Source organism: Acinetobacter sp. AS23 (assembly GCF_023612055.1).
Taxonomy (GTDB): Bacteria; Pseudomonadota; Gammaproteobacteria; order Pseudomonadales; family Moraxellaceae; genus Acinetobacter; species Acinetobacter oleivorans.
Window position 1 is genome coordinate 2,806,257 of sequence record NZ_CP082274.1, and the last position, 17,300, is coordinate 2,823,556.

The window sequence follows — 17,300 nt, forward strand, 5'->3', positions numbered from 1 at the left end:
AATCATCTGCTTTTGAAAATGGAATTTTACAGTGCTTTGTTGATCATTGAGTTTATTGATTTTCATCAAAAAGCACCTCTACTTTGCCTCAGGGTGTCGCCATGATCTCGACCGCAGTTAAAAAATCATTCAACAAACTTAAATTTCAGCGTGAAATTGAGTTACCGGATTTTTCTAGCAAAAGCTCAATTCCAATCCGACATTTAAATATTGGTTTTGATGGAAAGGAAATTGATGTCAGATTCTATATGGACAATCAATTTGCTACTTTGTTTTTTGCCACACTTTCGGTGTTTTTAACCTATGGTGAAGATCTGGTTATTGAAACCGCTCGCCATCACCGCGAATTTATTAAAGACCCAGTTTTAAAGCAACGTGTTACCTCACTGATTGGCCAAGAAGCAATTCATTCTAAATTGCACAATGAATATAACGATGCCCTTCAAGATGCTGAATATCCTGTTGCGCTATATCGTTTTCTTGGTTCAAACTTCTTTAAATATGTATTTTTGAAATTTCCACAACCACTAAAATTGTCAATGATGGCAGGTATTGAGCATTTTACTGCGGTACTTGCTGAATACATGATGAAGCATGAAAAGAATTTCTATTATTCAGATGATGCAAAAAGCCGTGCGTTGTGGATGTGGCATATGCTTGAAGAATCTGAACATAAAGACATTGCCTACGATGTTTATCAAATCTTAAATGGCAGCTATCCACTGCGCGCATCTGGTTTCTTCCTTGCGCTATTTACGATTTTAGGCTTAATCCCTGCGACTACCTTATTTGTCCCTGTATTAAGAAAGCCGCAAGAGATGCTGACCTTAAAATTCTGGAAAGATGCTCGTCGTGGTGTAGGCTTAATTTTTGGTCCAAAAGATGGTGTTTTTGGCAGTACGATTGGTCAAATTCTTGACTATTTACGTCCAGACTTCCATCCAAATGATCATGATACAACTGAATATCTTGAGTATTACAAACAGAAATTACTGAACGAAGGCGGCGCGATTGCACCTTACTTTGTTAAAGAATTTACCCCACCAGTACGCATGTCTTAATCGTCCTGTATTTCCAGCTATCAAACAGATAGCTGGTATCTCTTCAAGCTATTTATGGATGAATCATGATTTTATTTGGCAAAAAGAAAGTTAAACCAAGCCAAAAAGCTTATGCCGTAGTGACGGGTGCAGGCAGTGGGATTGGTCGAAGTTTTGCACTTGAACTTGCAAAACGTGGTGGCAGCGTAGTGTGTGCAGATATTAATCTCGAAGCTGCTGAAGAAACAGTAAAACTTCTTGAACAAGAAGGCGCTAAAGCTTTTGCTATGCGTTGTGATGTGGGTAATGCTGAACAAGTTAACCATCTAGCTGAAACTGCTGAAATCTTACTTGGACATCCTGTAACTCTTGTCATTAATAATGCTGGTGTGGGTTTGGGTGGCAAGTTTGACGAGCTAAGCCTAGAAGACTGGAACTGGGTCATGAATATTAACCTTTGGGGTGTTATTCATGGTTGCCATGCATTTGTTCCCAAGTTTAAAAAGCTAGGTTACGGTGCGATTATTAATGTGGCATCTGCTGCATCGTATACGGCTGCACCAGAAATGACCGCTTATAACGTGACTAAAGCGGGTGTGCGCGCGCTTTCAGAAACGCTTTCAGCTGAACTGCATAAGTTTAATATTAAAGTGAATGTACTCTGCCCGACGCTGGTTCCAACCAATATCATTAAAAATGGTCGAATTCCCGGACGTTATTCAAAGCTAGCAGACCATGCGCTGATGAACTATGCCTTCACGACAAGTGATGATGTTGCAAGATTAACACTTAATCGCCTTGATCAGGATGAGTTGTATACCATTCCTCAAATTGATGCAAAGTTATTCTGGCTCATGAAACGTGCATCTCCAAGCTTGTACAACAAGTTCCTTGGCACATCGTACAAATTATTTAAATAAGAAATTTATAGGTAGTACACATATGACTGCTCAAATGAAAACAAATGCTTCAGCAAAAAAAGCTGTCAAATCACCAAGCCATATTTTCGATACTTTTATTGTGGGTGCTGGCATTTCAGGTATTGCCGCTGCTATTCGCCTAGATCAAGTTGGTTATACCAATTATAAGATTATTGAAAAAGCTGGCCGTGTTGGTGGAACATGGCGTGAAAATACCTACCCAGGTTGTGGTTGTGATGTACCTTCTGCTCTTTACTCTTATTCATTTGCACCAAGTGCAAAATGGAGCCATTTATTTGCGCGCCAACCAGAAATCTTAAGTTATCTGGAAGATGTAAGTAACGAGTTTAATGTTACGTCTAAAATCGAGTTTAATAGCGAACTGCTCAACGCAGCATGGGATGACTCACGTCATGTGTGGGTACTTGATACCAGTACTGGTCAATATTTGTCTAAAACCGTTATTTTTGCCACAGGTCCAATTACCGAAGCTCAAATTCCACGTCTTGAAGGCTTAGACACATTTAAAGGCGAGATGTTCCATTCAGCGAAATGGAACCACGATTATGATTTAACTGACAAACGCATTGCCGTGATTGGTACTGGTGCATCTGCTATTCAGTTTGTGCCACAAATTCAACCAAAAGCGAAAGAACTGTTTGTATTTCAACGTACAGCACCTTGGGTACTACCGAAACCAGATACAGACTTGGGCGAATTTAGTAAATCAGTGATTGCTAAATATCCTTCTATTCAGGCGAGCTGGCGTAAAAGTGTAGCGTTAACGCTGAATGCGATTAACTTTGGTTTACGTAATCCACTTGCCCTAAAACCAGTCAATGTATTGGGTAAGCAATTACTTAAATTGCAAATTAATGACCCTGTGCTACGTAAAAACGTAACGCCAAACTTTGATATTGGTTGTAAACGTATTTTATTCGCTAACAACTACTACCCTGCACTACAAGCACCGAATACTACACTTATTCCGCATGGCTTGGTGAAAGTAGAAGGCAATACGGTGGTTGCTGCAAATGGTGAGCGCCACGAAGTGGATGTGATTATTTGGGGTACAGGCTTTGAAGTATCTCACCCACCCATTGGTAAACGTGTCCACAATGAAAAAGGCCAATGTTTACAAGATATATGGAAAAGTAGTTCACCAGAGGCTTACTTAGGAACTAACATCGAAAATGTACCCAATGCATTTTTAGTTTTAGGGCCTAACGTACTGGTTTATGACTCTTTCATTGGTTTGGCAGAAGCGCAGCTCGACTATATCGTAGATGGCTTATTGAAAATTAAAAACAAAGGAATTAGCAAATTAAATGTTAAATCTGATGTGATTAAAAAGCATAACGATTTAGTGCAAAAGCACTTACAAACGACCGTATTTAATAGCGGCGGATGTAAGAGTTACTACCTTGATGCCAACGGGCGTAACTTTGCTGCATGGCCTTGGTCATTGAAAAAACTTAAACAACGTTTGAAAAAAGTAGATTTGAAAGATTATGAAGTAACGTATCAAACGACAAAAACTCACTAATTTGTAGTTTCGATCAAATCAGTTGTAAGAAAGAGGCAGTGTATTTTAGGTTTTCATGAAATACATTGCCTTCTTCGTTGAGTATCTTCAAGAAATAAAAAAACAGGATAAAGATGAAAGAAGGTCAATCAAGTCGTACCGCCGAAGCTGCCGCTGCATTACGGGCCAATCATTTTCAAAATACAAAGAACCCTGTATTTTCAGACCCTTATGCTTTTGAACTAACCAGTAAAGGCTGGAAAAAACTGCTCTCTAGCCCACTTATTGTTAAAGTCATGAATTCTGCGGTGTTAAACCGCACTTTAGGTTTACTTACTGGGCAAGTGGTCGGACGCTCTCGTTATGCCGAAGATTTACTTGATCAGGCAGTTCAACAAAATATTCAACAATATGTGTTAGTGGGTGCGGGCCTAGACTCTTTTGCACTACGTGAATCACACCATTACCCTACTTTGAAAATTTTTGAAGTCGATCACCCTGATACTCAAGCTGCCAAACAGACTAAGCTAAAAAAGTTAGGAAATATTCCTACTACTGTTGAGTTTGTCTCGATTAACTTTGAAAAAGAGTCTATTTCGGAAGCTCTGACCAGAAGTGTCTATGATTCATCTGCTCCTGCTTTTTTTTCATGGTTAGGCACAACTCACTATTTAAATCCGCAAACCACCTTGGAAACTTTAAAAAGTATTGCCGAATTTGCTGAAAACGGTAGTGAAATGGTACTCGACTATTCGACCGATTTTCAGGAATTAAACGGTATTGAGCGACTTGGAAGTATGGGCGTTGCACAGTTTACCCATTTGCTGAAAGAACCTTTATTAGGTCAATTTAAACCAATAGATTTACATCATGCAGTGGAACAAATGGGATTTGAAGTGGTCGAAGATCTTTCAGGTGAAGCCATTACTGAACGATATTTTAATGCACGAATCGATGAAATCCGCCACACCTCAGCAACACGATTATTGCATTTGCGTTTAAATAGAAAATAATGTTGAAAGCCAACTTAGACTTTAAGTTGGCTTTTTTAAATCTAGCCTAATACCATCATTACCAGCTTGAACGCGGCTCTGGCCCATCGACATGCTGATTTAAAAATTGGCGTAAATGATCTAAAAAGTGCGCGACTTTAGGTGATAGATTCAGTCTCTCTAAATACACCGCATAGACATCTGCTGGCGGTGTTTCATAATCCTCTAGCACTTGAACCAATCTGCCACTTCTTAAATATTTTGCTACGTCCCACTCTGCTCGCATCAAAATACCGTAGCCTTCTAAAGCCCAATTTAATGCAACTGCCCCATCATTGGTACTCAGTTGCCCATGAACTTTAACAGTTTCAACTTGTTTGCCATGACTCAACCGCCAATTCCCATAAGCAGAATCATTTTGCCGAATCACAATACACTGATGCTGCGTTAAATCATGAGGAGTGAGTGGTTGCCCTGCCGTTTTTAAATAGCTAGGTGATGCACATAATAAACGGCGGTTGGCTGCCAATTTTTTGGCAATTAGACGTGAATCGGGTATTTCACCAAAGCGGATTGACACATCAATGGCTTCATCTGGCAGATTAATCGGGCGATCAGTTAAATGCAGTTGGACATCGACATCAGGATAGATTTTGGCAAATGTAGAAATCGCTGGCGCAATATAAGAACGACCAAAGCCTAAAGGAGCATTCACACGTAATACCCCTTTGGGGGCTGCTCGACTACTTGAAACCAAACGCTCCATTTCATCAATCTCTTTTAAAATACGAACCGCATTTTCAAAGTAGACCTCACCTTCACTGGTTAAGCTAATTCGGCGTGTTGTTCTATTTAAAAGCCTTACTCCTAAACGCTCTTCAAGTTGAGTTAAACGTCTAGAAACCGCAGGTGGGGTCAAGTTTAACTCTCGTGCCGTCGCGACAAGACTTCCTTGTTTAACCAATAAACAAAAGAAAGCTAATTCCGTATCTGCGTTCATGATTATTAAGTTTTTTGCAATAGTGATTTAACTTTATATCGATTCATCAGTTTTTTAAAGGGTTTAACATCCATTTCATTGTTTCCCGACATAAGTCGCCTCTTGTTTAAGAGCATAAAAACGTCCGCAGAAGGAATGCTGTGGATGAACGGGGAAAAGCCATCTAGCCGAATGAATAGCGGTAAAGAAAGCGAAAACTACCAATCAGGATTGGTAGTCATGAATATGGAGTCATGACATGGAAATGGATATTAAAAAGCGAACGTTACGTCGAATCACGTGGAGAATCGTACCGTTTATTATGTTGTTATACCTTGTAGCCTATATCGACCGCGTCAATATTGGCTTTGCAGCACTCACCATGAAAGAAGATCTAGGGTTTACCGCCTCAGTTCTCGGGTTTGGTGCCGGAATTTTCTTTTTGGGTTATTTCTTATTTGAAGTCCCATCCAACATTATTTTGCATAAAGTCGGTGCCCGTATCTGGATTGCTCGAGTCATGGTGACTTGGGGCCTGATTGCAGCGGGAATGGCATTTGTAGAAAGCTCAACCAGCTTTTACGTTATGCGATTTTTACTCGGTGTTGCCGAAGCGGGTTTCTTTCCGGGCATTATTTTGTACTTAACTTACTGGTTTCCTGCACGCCATCGCGCTGGTGTGATTGCTTTATTTATGGCAGCCGCCCCAATTGCCACAGCAGTTGGTTCACCAATCTCTGCCGCGTTACTTGAAATGCATGGAATTTGGGGACTCGCTGGCTGGCAGTGGATGTTCATTATCGAAGCTATACCAGCACTCATCTTAGGCGTTGTGGTTTTTAAATATATGACTGACCGTCCTGAACAAGCCACTTGGTTAAAACAGGATGAACGCGAATGGCTTGTAAAAACCATGAAGGAAGAAGATGTAGGGAAAAATGCACCTCAGCATCACAGCATTCTTCGCGGTCTTGCCAACCCACGGGTACTTGCCCTTGCATTGATTTATTTCGGAACGTCAGCTGGGCTTTATACCCTCGGCATCTGGGCACCACAAATTATTAAACAGCTTGGCGTAACGTCTATGACTGTCGGGCTTTTAAATGCCATTCCACCAATCGTTTCTGTCATTGCCATGGTTTTATGGTCTCGACACTCTGACCGCACCAATGAACGTACATGGCATGTTGCTCTCGCGTGCTTAACCGCAGCGGTTGGTCTCGCAATTGCAGCTGGCACACACAACGTCATTGGTTTAATTGCAGCACTTACCATTGTGAATGTTGGTATTAGCTGTGCCAAGCCACCGCTATGGAGTATGCCAACCATGTTCTTATCAGGATCAGCCGCAGCAGCAGGTATTGCCACGATTAACTCAATTGGAAATTTAGGTGGGTTTGCAGGCCCTGCCATGATCGGCTGGATTAAAGATCAAACTGGAGATTTCACAGGTGGACTCTATTTTGTTGCAGGCCTACTCATTATCTCAACCTTACTGACACTAGTGCTGAGCTTCTCCCAAAAAGTGAAAGTAAACACTGCCAAAGCAACCCAATAACCCTATTTACATCAATTAGATCTGAACAAGTTTCTTCAAGGAGCACAACATGGACAAAGATATTGCAGTCCAGTCCCTTACGGACACCATGGCCAAATTTACGGCTTATATTGGAAAACGCTTACCCAAAGATGTGAAAAGCAAGTTAATTGAACTTCGTACTTTAGAAACCAATCCATTGGCTAAATCAGTTTATGATTCGATGGAGGAAAATCAGCAAGCAGCCGATAAGCTCAACCGCCCAAGCTGTCAAGACACGGGTGTCATTCAATATTTCGTTGAAGCAGGTGCTAACTTCCCTTTGCTTGGTGAACTTCAAGATATTTTGAGCGAAGCAACTGCTGAAGCAACACGCATAGGTCCATTACGTCACAACGCTGTTGAAACCTTCGATGAAAAAAATACGGGCACCAATACAGGTACTCAAATTCCATGGTTAGACTGGCGTATTGTGCCTGAACTCGACACTTGTACCATTGATGTCTATATGGCTGGTGGCGGTTGTACCCTACCCGGTGCGGCAAAAGTTTTAATGCCAGGTCAAGGCTATGAAGGCGTTGCTGAATTTGTGATGGATGTTATTACCGAACGTGGTGTAAATGCCTGTCCGCCGTTACTGGTTGGTGTGGGCGTATCAACTTCGGTTGAAACCGCAGCTCGTCTTTCTAAACTCGCGATTATGCGTCCGGTTGACTCAACAAGTGATAATCCACGCGCAGCCTTGATGGAGCAACTGTTAGAACAAGGTCTTAATGAAATTGGTATTGGCCCGCAGGGACTCACAGGTAATAACAGTGTGATGGGAGTCAATATTGAATCTTCTGCACGCCACCCATCAACCATTGGGGTTGCAGTAAATACAGGTTGCTGGGCACATCGCCGTGGCAAAATTAAGATTAACCCAGATATGTCGTATGAAATCTTGTCTCATGAAGGAGTTGTACTATGAAAAAAATTCTGACAACTCCTATTAAAGATGAAGATCTTTTAGACCTTAAAGTAGGTGATGTGGTTTATTTGACTGGCCGTTTGGTAACTTGTCGCGATGTTGCCCATCGCAGACTGATCGAACAAGGTCGAGAACTACCAGTTAACCTTGAAGGCGGAGCGATTTTTCACGCTGGCCCTATTGTGCGCAAGAAAGGTGAAAACGACTTCGAAATGGTTTCTATTGGCCCAACAACCAGTATGCGGATGGAAAAATTCGAACGGGAATTTATCAAACAAACTGGCGTAAAGCTCATCGTGGGTAAAGGTGGCATGGGACCAGAAACAGCTGCTGGATGTCAGGAAAATATCGCAGTTCATGCGATTTTCCCAGGTGGTTGCGCGGTGCTCGCAGCAACCTTAGTTGAAGAGATTGAAGGCGCTGAATGGCAGGATTTAGGTATGCCAGAAACTCTTTGGATAAATCGAGTGAGAGAATTTGGTCCGCTCATTATTTCTATCGATACGAAAGGCAACAACCTGATTCAACAAAACAAAGTTGAATTTCAAGCCAAGAAAGCCCCGATTTTAGAAAAAATCAGCAAACAACTGAGCTTTATTAAATAAACCACTCTTTAAATGAAGGGAAAGCAAAAGCCCCTTCATCTTTTATTTTTGTACTAAACGCATGGCATGAGGTGTTTTCCCATGCCATCTTTTATAGGCATGAATAAAACTGGCAGGCTCGGCATAACCTAACCACTCGGCAATCTGCTCAACCGAAGCTTTTGGTAATGCCAAATATTGCTCAGCTAAAACTTGTCTGACTTCTTCACGTATTTGAATAAAAGTCATTCCTTCAGATGCCAAATGACGGCGTAAAGTACGAACATTTAAATGCAAACGTTCAGCCACGATTTCCATAGAAGGCATTTCCCCTCGCACAGTCATCAATTGCTGTTGTACTAAATTAATAAATTTCTTTTGGGTTTGACGCTTATCTAAAATTTGTCGACATTGTTCTTCTGCCGTATGTAGCACCAGCTCATTTGCCATTTGCAGCTTTTGATTAATTTTCTGTGCATCAAGCAGAACAAAACTTTTGCTAGAACCAAATTCAGGCATCACCCCAAATAATTTTTCATAAGCCTCTAAATGATCTGTAGGTTCAAAAGAAAAAGCCAAATATTGGCAAAAGTTATCTTGTACGAGGTCGCGTTGCACCGTAATAAGAGCGGCAGCATCGCGTTCAATAATAAATTGCCTAACCAAAGATGGAATTCCTTCCTCTTCAATCTCGACACGTGTTCCTGCATCAGTATCTGAAACTAAAAAACGGGTAAACGCAAAAGTAAGTGAAAAATAAGTGAGAGCTAAATCAAGCGCTTCACGAATGCTGGCACTACTCATCAGCGCCATACCTAATGGCCCAAATGTTGTGAAATGATAGCGTGTACCTACTTCTAAGCCCAACACTGGTCGGTCTGGAAACTGTGCAACCAGATTATGAATGAGCTGTAATTCCTGTTGCCCTGACACCACCATATTCGGGTCAAGCAACTGCTGTTGACTCAATCCTGTTCCATCTAAAATGGTCTGATAAGAAGCTCCTGCTTCTACTGCAAAATCAGCCATGAGTCGGACACTATGTATGCTGCGTTCAAATGCCCAAGCGTACGTCACTGTACTTTCCAAAATGTCCTCGAATCACAATATTTTGTCCTCATCCATCCTCTAAATCAAGTTAATAAACGTCTATTCTGCGTACAGGAAATTGCGATTCTTTCGCCCACTGTTTTTAAGGATTTAGAGCAGCCTATGTTTAATTCGTCGACTAATTCAAATAAAAATGTACGCATCGCCATTATTGGCACTGGCTTTGGTGGTCTAGGCCTTGCCATTCGCCTCAAACAAGCAGGTTTTGAACAATTTACCCTATTTGAAAAAGCTGCCGATGTAGGTGGTGTTTGGCGTGACAACACGTATCCGGGTGCTGCATGCGACGTGCCTTCTCATCTTTATTCTTTTTCTTTTGAACAAGAGCTGGGTTGGAAAAATCGCTACGGAACCTCTCAAGAGATTTATCAATATTTACGCCACTGCGCCGATAAATATGACATTCGTCCACATGTTCAATTTAACACTGAAATAGCCAATGCCGAATTTAATGCCCTACAAGGTATATGGCACATTCAAAGTACGACAGGTGAACAGTTCGAAGCTGAATTCTTAGTGGGCGCGGTAGGCCAACTCAACCGCCCTGCCTATCCAAAACTTAAAGGTATTGAAAACTTTAAAGGTAAAGCGTTTCACTCAGCACGTTGGGATCATGACTATGACTTAACTGGCAAACGTGTTGCAGTCATTGGCACAGGTGCAAGTGCGATTCAATTCGTACCTGAAATTGCAAAACAAGTAGCACATCTAGACGTTTATCAACGCTCGGCACCTTACGTGATTCCAAAACCAGATCGGGTTTACCAACCTTTAGAGAAAAAGGCTTTCCGTAAATTACCTATTTTGCAAAGTCTGGACCGTGCCTTGCAATATGGACACCATGAAATTCGTTTGCTGGCCTTTACTACTTCACTCAATGAAATGCCTTTGGTGGAATATTTATTCCAACGTCACATCCGTAAAGTCGTTAAAGATGGGAAGTTACGCCACCGTTTAATGCCGGATTATCCAATTGGTTGTAAACGTATTTTAATCTCTAACCAGTGGTATGAAACGCTGACTCAACCTCATGTCGATGTGATTAATACTGGCATTCAAGAAATTACCGAAAACGGCATTTTAGATACGGAAGGAAAGCTACGTGAAATCGATACCATTATTTATGGTACAGGTTTTGCCGCAACCGAATTTATGGCGCCAATGCAGATTACAGGTCTTGATGGTCGCACCTTAAAAGACACATGGAAAGATGGTGCAGAAGCTTATCTCGGCTTAACTGTGAGCGGCTTTCCAAACTTCTTTATGCTTTATGGTCCAAACACCAATCTTGGGCACAACTCAATTGTCTATATGATTGAAAGCCAAGTGAATTATATTTTAGATGCCATTCAAACAACCCTACAAAATAAACTTCTGTTCACCAATGTTCGTACAGAAGTTCAACATGAGTTTAATCAAAGCATTCAAGAAAAAATGAAGAAAACTGTCTGGGCACAAGGTTGTACTAGTTGGTATCAAACTGCTGATGGCAAAAATACCAATAACTGGCCGGGCTTTACCCTTGAATATCGACAACGCACTCGTCGCTTCGATGTTGAAAACTACACTCAGGTTTCGGCTATTTCTTAATAAAGCTTCACCATAGGAAATGAGAAAAATAAACGGAGAATTTTATGAAGTCTTTTAAAAATAAAGTCGCAGCTGTGACAGGTGCTGGCTCTGGTATTGGACAAGCAATTGCCATTGCACTCGCAAAACAAGGTTGCCATCTGGCACTTTCCGATATTAGTGAAGCTGGATTAGCTAAAACAGTCGAGCTGTTAACGCCTTATTCAGTCAAAGTAACCACACAAAAAGTCGATGTGGCTAAGCGTGATGAAGTTGCAACTTGGGCAAAGGCAGTTGTAGATGAACATGGCCAAGTTAATTTGATTTTTAATAATGCAGGTGTCGCAATAGGCAGTACGGCTGAAGGTGTGAGCTATGAAGATCTTGAATGGCTGATTGGTATTAATTTTTGGGGCGTGGTTTATGGCACCAAAGAATTTTTACCTTACTTAAAGCAAAGTGGTGATGGGCATATTATTAATATTTCCAGTATGTTTGGCTTAACAGCTCAACCAACTCAAAGTGCTTATAACGCTAGTAAATTTGCCGTTCGTGGCTTCACTGAATCCCTACGCCAAGAACTCGATCTACAAAATGCTGGAGTGAGTGCGACTTGTGTGCATCCGGGTGGTATTCGTACCAATATTGCCAAAGCTGCCCGCATGAATAATAGCGTCCAGTCTTTAGGAATGGATCCTTTAAAAAGTCAGGATGCTTTCGATAAATTACTTCGCACCCCTGCTGACGATGCCGCTCAACAAATTTTAGAAGCTGTTCGTAAAGACCGTCGCCGCTTACTCATTGGAGCCGATGCGAAAGCCGTTGATGTGATTCAACGTATTCTTCCTCAGGGTTATCAAAAGATTTTTGCAACCGCGACTGCCTTGCAAACTCGTCTACTCAACAAATCAGCAAAATAAAAACAGTGGTCAGCATACTCTTTATTTTAAGAGATGCTGACTGAGATTAAATGCTTAGTATGAGTCCTTATTATGAAGCAGCTTCTTGCATGGACTATTCGTACCACGCTACGTCCAGCTTTATCCCCTAAAACACCACTTAAGCTACAACGTTTTTGTAGCGATACAGCCAGTGCAATTGTGCTTGGGCCACGTGGCTATAAAACAAAAAAGCAAACAATTGATCAAGTACCGACAGTTCATATTCAGCCCAAAACGACTCAATCAGGCCTCGGCATCTTGTATTTACATGGCGGTGGCTATGTGGTGGGTAGCTCAAAAAGTCACACTAAGCTTGCTGCTCAAACTGGACATGCAGCTCAAGCACAAGTCTGGTTACCTGAATATCGTCTAGCCCCAGAGCACACAAGTCCTGCTGCTATTGAAGATGTGGTTGCAGTCTATAAAGCTCTACTTGCTCAAGGGCAGGACCCGAAAAAACTCGTGATCGCTGGCGATTCTGCGGGCGGTGGACTGAGTTTAAGTACTGCAATTGCGATACGGGACGCAGGGTTACCTTTACCAGCGGCTTTAGTTTTACTCTCGCCTTGGGTTGACTTAAGTCTTTCAGGAAACACGATGAAAACTCATGCAGCTCAAGATGCGATGTTGTCAGAAGACTGGTTAGCGTGGTGTGCAAAAAACTATTGCGGACAAAAATCGACAACCGATCCAACCTGTTCCCCACTCTATGCCGACTTAACTGGATTACCGCCTGTTTTAATTCATGTCGGTACCGAAGAAGTCTTATTAGACGATGCAAAACGGCTCGCTAAACAAACCGAAAAGTATGGTATTCCGACGAATTTGAAGGTTTATGACCGAGTCGGACATGTTTTTCAATTTCACGCGGGTATACTAAAAGAATCTAATGACTCGATTGAGCGCATTGGGCAATTCATTGATAAACATACACAGTCAATATAAAAATATCGCCAGAGAGGAGCCCTCGGCATGACAACAAACAATTATGACTATGATTACCTCATTATTGGTTCAGGCTTTGGTGGTAGTGTTTCTGCCTGCCGTCTAACCGAAAAGGGCTACTCAGTTGCTGTAATGGAAATGGGGCGACGCTGGGAAGCTAAAGATTTTGCTAAAAATAACTGGAATACCCGTCGTTGGATTTGGCGCCCGGGCATGAAACTTTTCGGTTATTTCAATATGCGTTTTTTTCGCCATGTCACCATTATTTGCGGTAATGCTGTAGGCGGTGGCTCAATTACCTATGCCAACACCCTACTTGTTCCACCTGAACATATTTGGGATGAAGGCACGTGGGCAGATGCAGCGGACTGGAAAAAAGAAATGCCACAGCATTATGCAGAAGCAGAACGTATGCTTGGGGTGACGGATAATAAAATTTTTGGTCCTGCCGACCATATGCTTAAACAAATGGGTGAAGCTATCGGCGTGGGTCACACATTTAAACCGACTCGTGTTGCGACTTTCTTCCCACCCGAAGGTGAACAAGGCGGCAAAACATACCCCGACCCATATTTTAACGGTGAAGGTCCAGACCGCGGAACCTGTACAGCATGTGGCGGCTGTATGACGGGTTGTAAACACAACGCAAAAAATACATTAGATAAAAACTATTTGTACTTTGCCGAAAAAAATGGCGCCAAGGTTTACGAAGAAACCAAAGTCGTTGATGTTAAACCACTCAATGGTAAAGCCGATGGCAGTGATGGCTATGAAGTTACGACTGAATGTTCAAGCTCATGGTTTAATAAACAACGCCGTACATGGCGTGTTCGTAATGTGATTTTTTCGGCATCGTCTTTAGGTACGCAAGAAATGCTGTTCCGTTTAAAACAGTCTGGTTCTCTGCCAAATGTTTCTGATGATTTGGGCAATCGGGTTCGTACTAATGCCGAGTCGATTTTAGGCGTTCGCTTTTTTGGTAAAGATGTCGACATGAGTAAAGGGGTTGCGATTGGTTCAAGTATTTACCTTGACCACGACACTCACATTGAAGCGACTCGTTACCAAACTGGCTCAGATGCTATGGGCCTCATGTGTACTTACATGGCTAAAGGCAAACCGGGTTGGACGCGTATTTTCTTTTGGTTATGGGCACTTATTTGCCATCCATTTATTTTCCTTCGCATGAGTAACCCTGTCAGTTTTGCACGCCAGACTTTAATTTTCTTGGTGATGCAAACAGCAGATGCCTCTATTAATATGCGCTTGAAACGTAATTGGTTCTGGCCTTTTGGCAAGGTATTATCGAGCGAAGGTAAAAAACTACCTGTGTATATTCCGCAGGCCAATGCTTTTACTGAAAAAGTCGCAAAAATGTTTAATGGCCACCCAATGACGACCATTACCGAAATTTTGTTTAACGTGCCTTTTACAGCCCACTGTATGGGTGGTTGTGCAATCGCTTCAAGTGCAGAACGCGGCGTAGTGGATGGACAAAACCGTGTCTTTAACTATAAAAACTTATATGTTGTAGATGGTTCAATGTTAGGTGCAAATTTGGGCGTTAACCCAAGTCTTACCATTACAGCTCTAGCAGAACGCGCAATGTCGTATATTCCGGCTAAACATACTTTGGATGAACAGCAAGATGATACAGTAGATGCAGAAACCATAGAGATCACCAAAGCTTCTGCTTAAACCAGCAAGTTGTTTTATAAAAAAAGCCTATTTAAAAATAGGCTTTTTTCTTTCACTTTTTTAAATTACATCGCTACGGCTTTAGCACGAGCTGCATGCAATTTTTTATAGCTCTCGATCAGACGTAAATGGCGATCAAGCCCTTCTAGTTTCATACTTGTTGGAGTTAAACCATAGAAACGAACGCTACCATCGACAGAACCTAATACCGCGTCCATTCGTGTATCACCAAACATACGACGGAAATTAGTCAGATAGTCTTCAAGCTCTAGTTCTTCATCTAGCATCACTTCAAGCACCACGTTCATGCACTGATAGAACAATCCGCGCTCAACGGTGTTGGTGTTATATTGCAAGTAAGTTTCGACAAGCTCTTTTGCTTCTTCAAACTGTTGTAAAGCAACATAAATCAGCAATTTCAACTCTAAGATTGTGAGCTGTCCCCAAACTGTATTGTCATCAAACTCGATGCCAATTAGCGTGGTGATTTCGGTGTAATCGTCTAACTCACATTCCTCTAAACGCTCAACCAACGCCTCAAGCTGTTCGTTATCTAAACGATGCAGATTTAGAATATCTTCACGGAATGAAAGTGCCTTATTGGTATTGTCCCAAATCAAATCTTCAACGAGATAAATTTCTGAGTAATCCGGTACTAAAATACGGCAAGCAGTCGCACCTAAGTGCTCGTACACTGCCATATATACTTCTTTGCCCATCTCTTCGAGAATGCCGAACAATGTTGCAGCTTCTTCTGCGTTCGACTCTTCGCCTTCGCCAGAAAAATCCCATTCAACAAAATCATAGTCAGATTTAGAGCTAAAGAAGCGCCAAGATACCAAACCGCTTGAGTCAATAAAGTGCTCAACAAAGTTGTTCGGCTCAGTGACCGCATTACTTTGGAAAGTCGGTTGAGGTAAATCATTTAAGCCTTCAAAACTACGACCTTGAAGTAATTCAGTCAGACTACGTTCTAACGCAACTTCAAAACTTGGATGCGCACCGAAAGATGCAAACACCCCACCCGTACGTGGGTTCATTAAAGTCACACACATTACAGGGAACTGGCCACCTAACGATGCATCTTTAACTAATACAGGGAAACCTTGCTCTTCTAAGCCTTTAATACCAGCAACAATACTTGGGTATTTTGCTAATACGTCTTCAGGAACATCCGGAAGTGCAATTTCACCTTCTAAAATTTCACGTTTTACAGCACGTTCAAAAATTTCTGACAAGCATTGAACTTGAGCTTCTGCCAAAGTGTTGCCGGCACTCATACCATTACTTAAGTACAAGTTTTCAATTAAATTTGATGGGAAATATACAACTTCATCGTCAGACTGGCGCACAAAAGGTAACGAGCAAATGCCACGCTCTACGTTGCCTGAGTTGGTGTCATATAAATGTGTGCCAAGTAACTCATCATCTGGGTTATAAATCTCAAGACAGTATTCATCTAAGATTTCTTTAGGTAATTCACCATTTGGACCCGGTTTAAACCATTTTTCATCTGGATAATGCACAAATTCAGCATTGGCAATTTCTTCACCCCAGAACTGGTCGTTATAGAAGAAGTTACAGTTTAAACGCTCAATAAACTCGCCTAATGCAGACGCTAAAGCACTCTCTTTAGTTGCACCTTTACCGTTGGTAAAACACATCGGAGACTGCGCATCACGAATGTGTAATGACCATACATTCGGGACAATATTACGCCAAGACGCGATTTCAATCTTCATGCCCAAATTTGCCAAAATAGCAGACATATTGGCAATGGTTTCTTCTAATGGCAGGTCTTTACCTTGAATAAAAGTATGACTTTCTGAAGTTAGGCTTGGCAATAACAATGCTTGTGCATCTGCATCAATGCTTTCCACTTCTTCAATAATAAATTCAGGACCCGTTTGAATCACTTTTTTAACAGTACAACGGTCAATCGAACGTAAAATCCCTTGGCGATCTTTCTCTGAAATATCGGCTGGTAATTCAATTTGAATTTTAAATGTTTGTTTGTAGCGGTTTTCAGGATCAACAATATTATTTTGCGATAAACGAATATTATCGGTTGGGATATCTCGAGCGGCACAATACACTTTTACAAAGTACGCTGCACACAATGCTGACGATGCTAAAAAATAGTCAAATGGGCCCGGTGCCGAACCGTCACCCTTATAGCGAATTGGTTGATCGGCAATTACCGTAAAGTCATCGAACTTAGCTTCCTGTCGAAGATTGTCGAGATAATTAACCTTGATTTCCATGCTGGCACCTAAATATTTTTATGTGTCAGCACAGACACATAAAATTCTAAATATTGAAAAATAAGCCGAATCACAGCGAAGAAATTGACTTAAAAAAATGAGAGATTAAAGCCATGTGTTTAATGAGAGACTCAATTGGCTTTAATAAGATTGGCGGTATTATAGAGGGATTTTGTGCAGTTGATAACTAAAGTTAAAACATTGCTGCTCACAATGTTTTAACTTG

General features: G+C 41.5%; 14 protein-coding genes. 11 read left to right on the forward strand and 3 right to left on the reverse strand.

The features are described from left to right. Positions 1-101 precede the first annotated feature (101 nt). From K6I41_RS13240 to K6I41_RS13255, 4 genes are all read left to right on the forward strand, one after another. Positions 102-1,061, forward strand: a complete 960-nt coding sequence (locus K6I41_RS13240) for a metal-dependent hydrolase (protein ID WP_005299295.1) — start codon at positions 102-104, stop codon at positions 1,059-1,061. A 65-nt stretch (positions 1,062-1,126) separates the two neighbouring features. Continuing rightward, entirely contained in the window at positions 1,127-1,960 is an 834-nt protein-coding gene (locus K6I41_RS13245) for an SDR family NAD(P)-dependent oxidoreductase (RefSeq protein WP_005299298.1), read from the forward strand. 22 nt (positions 1,961-1,982) lie between these two features. Continuing rightward, the gene (locus tag K6I41_RS13250) at positions 1,983-3,506 is read left to right on the forward strand and encodes a flavin-containing monooxygenase (RefSeq protein ID WP_151767717.1); all 1,524 of its coding nucleotides are present in this window, start codon (positions 1,983-1,985) and stop codon (positions 3,504-3,506) included. Positions 3,507-3,619: 113 nt separating this feature from the next. Continuing rightward, a complete protein-coding gene (locus K6I41_RS13255) occupies positions 3,620-4,498 on the forward strand; it encodes a class I SAM-dependent methyltransferase (protein ID WP_250374528.1) in 879 nt (292 codons plus the stop codon). Positions 4,499-4,556: 58 nt separating this feature from the next. On the opposite strand, the gene K6I41_RS13260 is transcribed toward K6I41_RS13255, so the two are convergent. Next, complete coding sequence (locus K6I41_RS13260; protein WP_014206176.1) at positions 4,557-5,477, reverse strand: LysR family transcriptional regulator; 921 nt, start codon at positions 5,475-5,477, stop codon at positions 4,557-4,559. Between the two features lie 238 nt (positions 5,478-5,715). Here K6I41_RS13260 and K6I41_RS13265 point away from each other — a divergent pair, with 238 nt between their 5' ends. Genes K6I41_RS13265 through ttdB form a run of 3 tightly spaced genes read left to right on the forward strand, consistent with a single transcriptional unit; the run spans position 5,716 to position 8,568 of the window. Continuing rightward, complete coding sequence (locus tag K6I41_RS13265) at positions 5,716-7,014, forward strand: MFS transporter (RefSeq protein ID WP_250374529.1); 1,299 nt, start codon at positions 5,716-5,718, stop codon at positions 7,012-7,014. Positions 7,015-7,063: 49 nt separating this feature from the next. Continuing rightward, positions 7,064-7,963 (forward strand): L(+)-tartrate dehydratase subunit alpha, encoded by a 900-nt coding sequence (gene ttdA / locus K6I41_RS13270; RefSeq protein ID WP_002163154.1) that lies wholly within the window; start codon positions 7,064-7,066, stop codon positions 7,961-7,963. Then, complete coding sequence (ttdB, locus tag K6I41_RS13275) at positions 7,960-8,568, forward strand: L(+)-tartrate dehydratase subunit beta (protein WP_000722967.1); 609 nt, start codon at positions 7,960-7,962, stop codon at positions 8,566-8,568. Before ttdA ends, ttdB begins: the two co-directional genes overlap by 4 nt. A 42-nt stretch (positions 8,569-8,610) precedes the next feature. Here ttdB and K6I41_RS13280 read toward each other — a convergent pair whose 3' ends face one another. Then, entirely contained in the window at positions 8,611-9,624 is a 1,014-nt protein-coding gene (locus K6I41_RS13280; RefSeq protein ID WP_250374530.1) for an AraC family transcriptional regulator, read from the reverse strand. A 135-nt stretch (positions 9,625-9,759) separates the two neighbouring features. Here K6I41_RS13280 and K6I41_RS13285 point away from each other — a divergent pair, with 135 nt between their 5' ends. The 4 genes from K6I41_RS13285 to choxAB all read left to right on the forward strand — a co-directional run bounded on the left by K6I41_RS13285 (position 9,760) and on the right by choxAB (position 14,810). Then, entirely contained in the window at positions 9,760-11,247 is a 1,488-nt protein-coding gene (locus K6I41_RS13285; RefSeq protein ID WP_250374531.1) for a flavin-containing monooxygenase, read from the forward strand. Positions 11,248-11,291: 44 nt separating this feature from the next. After that, entirely contained in the window at positions 11,292-12,146 is an 855-nt protein-coding gene (locus K6I41_RS13290) for an SDR family NAD(P)-dependent oxidoreductase (RefSeq protein ID WP_057074190.1), read from the forward strand. A 72-nt stretch (positions 12,147-12,218) separates the two neighbouring features. After that, positions 12,219-13,112 carry an alpha/beta hydrolase gene (locus K6I41_RS13295; RefSeq protein ID WP_250374532.1) on the forward strand — a complete coding sequence of 298 codons (894 nt, stop codon included), beginning with the start codon at positions 12,219-12,221 and terminating at the stop codon, positions 13,110-13,112. Positions 13,113-13,139: 27 nt separating this feature from the next. Further along, the gene (gene choxAB, locus K6I41_RS13300; RefSeq protein ID WP_250374533.1) at positions 13,140-14,810 is read left to right on the forward strand and encodes a cholesterol oxidase; all 1,671 of its coding nucleotides are present in this window, start codon (positions 13,140-13,142) and stop codon (positions 14,808-14,810) included. 65 nt (positions 14,811-14,875) lie between these two features. Here the strand turns inward: choxAB and K6I41_RS13305 are convergent, their stop codons facing one another. Further along, entirely contained in the window at positions 14,876-17,074 is a 2,199-nt protein-coding gene (locus tag K6I41_RS13305) for an OsmC domain/YcaO domain-containing protein (RefSeq protein WP_250374534.1), read from the reverse strand. Positions 17,075-17,300: the final 226 nt, after the last annotated feature.

What these genes read in the sequence shown, in the direction of transcription:
- K6I41_RS13240 (WP_005299295.1), top strand. Translation starts at nt 102, where the DNA reads ATGATCTCGACCGCAGTTAAAAAATCATTCAACAAACTTAAATTTCAG.
- K6I41_RS13245 (WP_005299298.1), top strand. Translation starts at nt 1,127, where the DNA reads ATGATTTTATTTGGCAAAAAGAAAGTTAAACCAAGCCAAAAAGCTTAT.
- K6I41_RS13250 (WP_151767717.1), top strand. Translation starts at nt 1,983, where the DNA reads ATGACTGCTCAAATGAAAACAAATGCTTCAGCAAAAAAAGCTGTCAAA.
- K6I41_RS13255 (WP_250374528.1), top strand. Translation starts at nt 3,620, where the DNA reads ATGAAAGAAGGTCAATCAAGTCGTACCGCCGAAGCTGCCGCTGCATTA.
- K6I41_RS13260 (WP_014206176.1), bottom strand. Translation starts at nt 5,477, where the DNA reads ATGAACGCAGATACGGAATTAGCTTTCTTTTGTTTATTGGTTAAACAA.
- K6I41_RS13265 (WP_250374529.1), top strand. Translation starts at nt 5,716, where the DNA reads ATGGAAATGGATATTAAAAAGCGAACGTTACGTCGAATCACGTGGAGA.
- ttdA (WP_002163154.1), top strand. Translation starts at nt 7,064, where the DNA reads ATGGACAAAGATATTGCAGTCCAGTCCCTTACGGACACCATGGCCAAA.
- ttdB (WP_000722967.1), top strand. Translation starts at nt 7,960, where the DNA reads ATGAAAAAAATTCTGACAACTCCTATTAAAGATGAAGATCTTTTAGAC.
- K6I41_RS13285 (WP_250374531.1), top strand. Translation starts at nt 9,760, where the DNA reads ATGTTTAATTCGTCGACTAATTCAAATAAAAATGTACGCATCGCCATT.
- K6I41_RS13290 (WP_057074190.1), top strand. Translation starts at nt 11,292, where the DNA reads ATGAAGTCTTTTAAAAATAAAGTCGCAGCTGTGACAGGTGCTGGCTCT.
- K6I41_RS13295 (WP_250374532.1), top strand. Translation starts at nt 12,219, where the DNA reads ATGAAGCAGCTTCTTGCATGGACTATTCGTACCACGCTACGTCCAGCT.
- choxAB (WP_250374533.1), top strand. Translation starts at nt 13,140, where the DNA reads ATGACAACAAACAATTATGACTATGATTACCTCATTATTGGTTCAGGC.
- K6I41_RS13305 (WP_250374534.1), bottom strand. Translation starts at nt 17,074, where the DNA reads ATGGAAATCAAGGTTAATTATCTCGACAATCTTCGACAGGAAGCTAAG.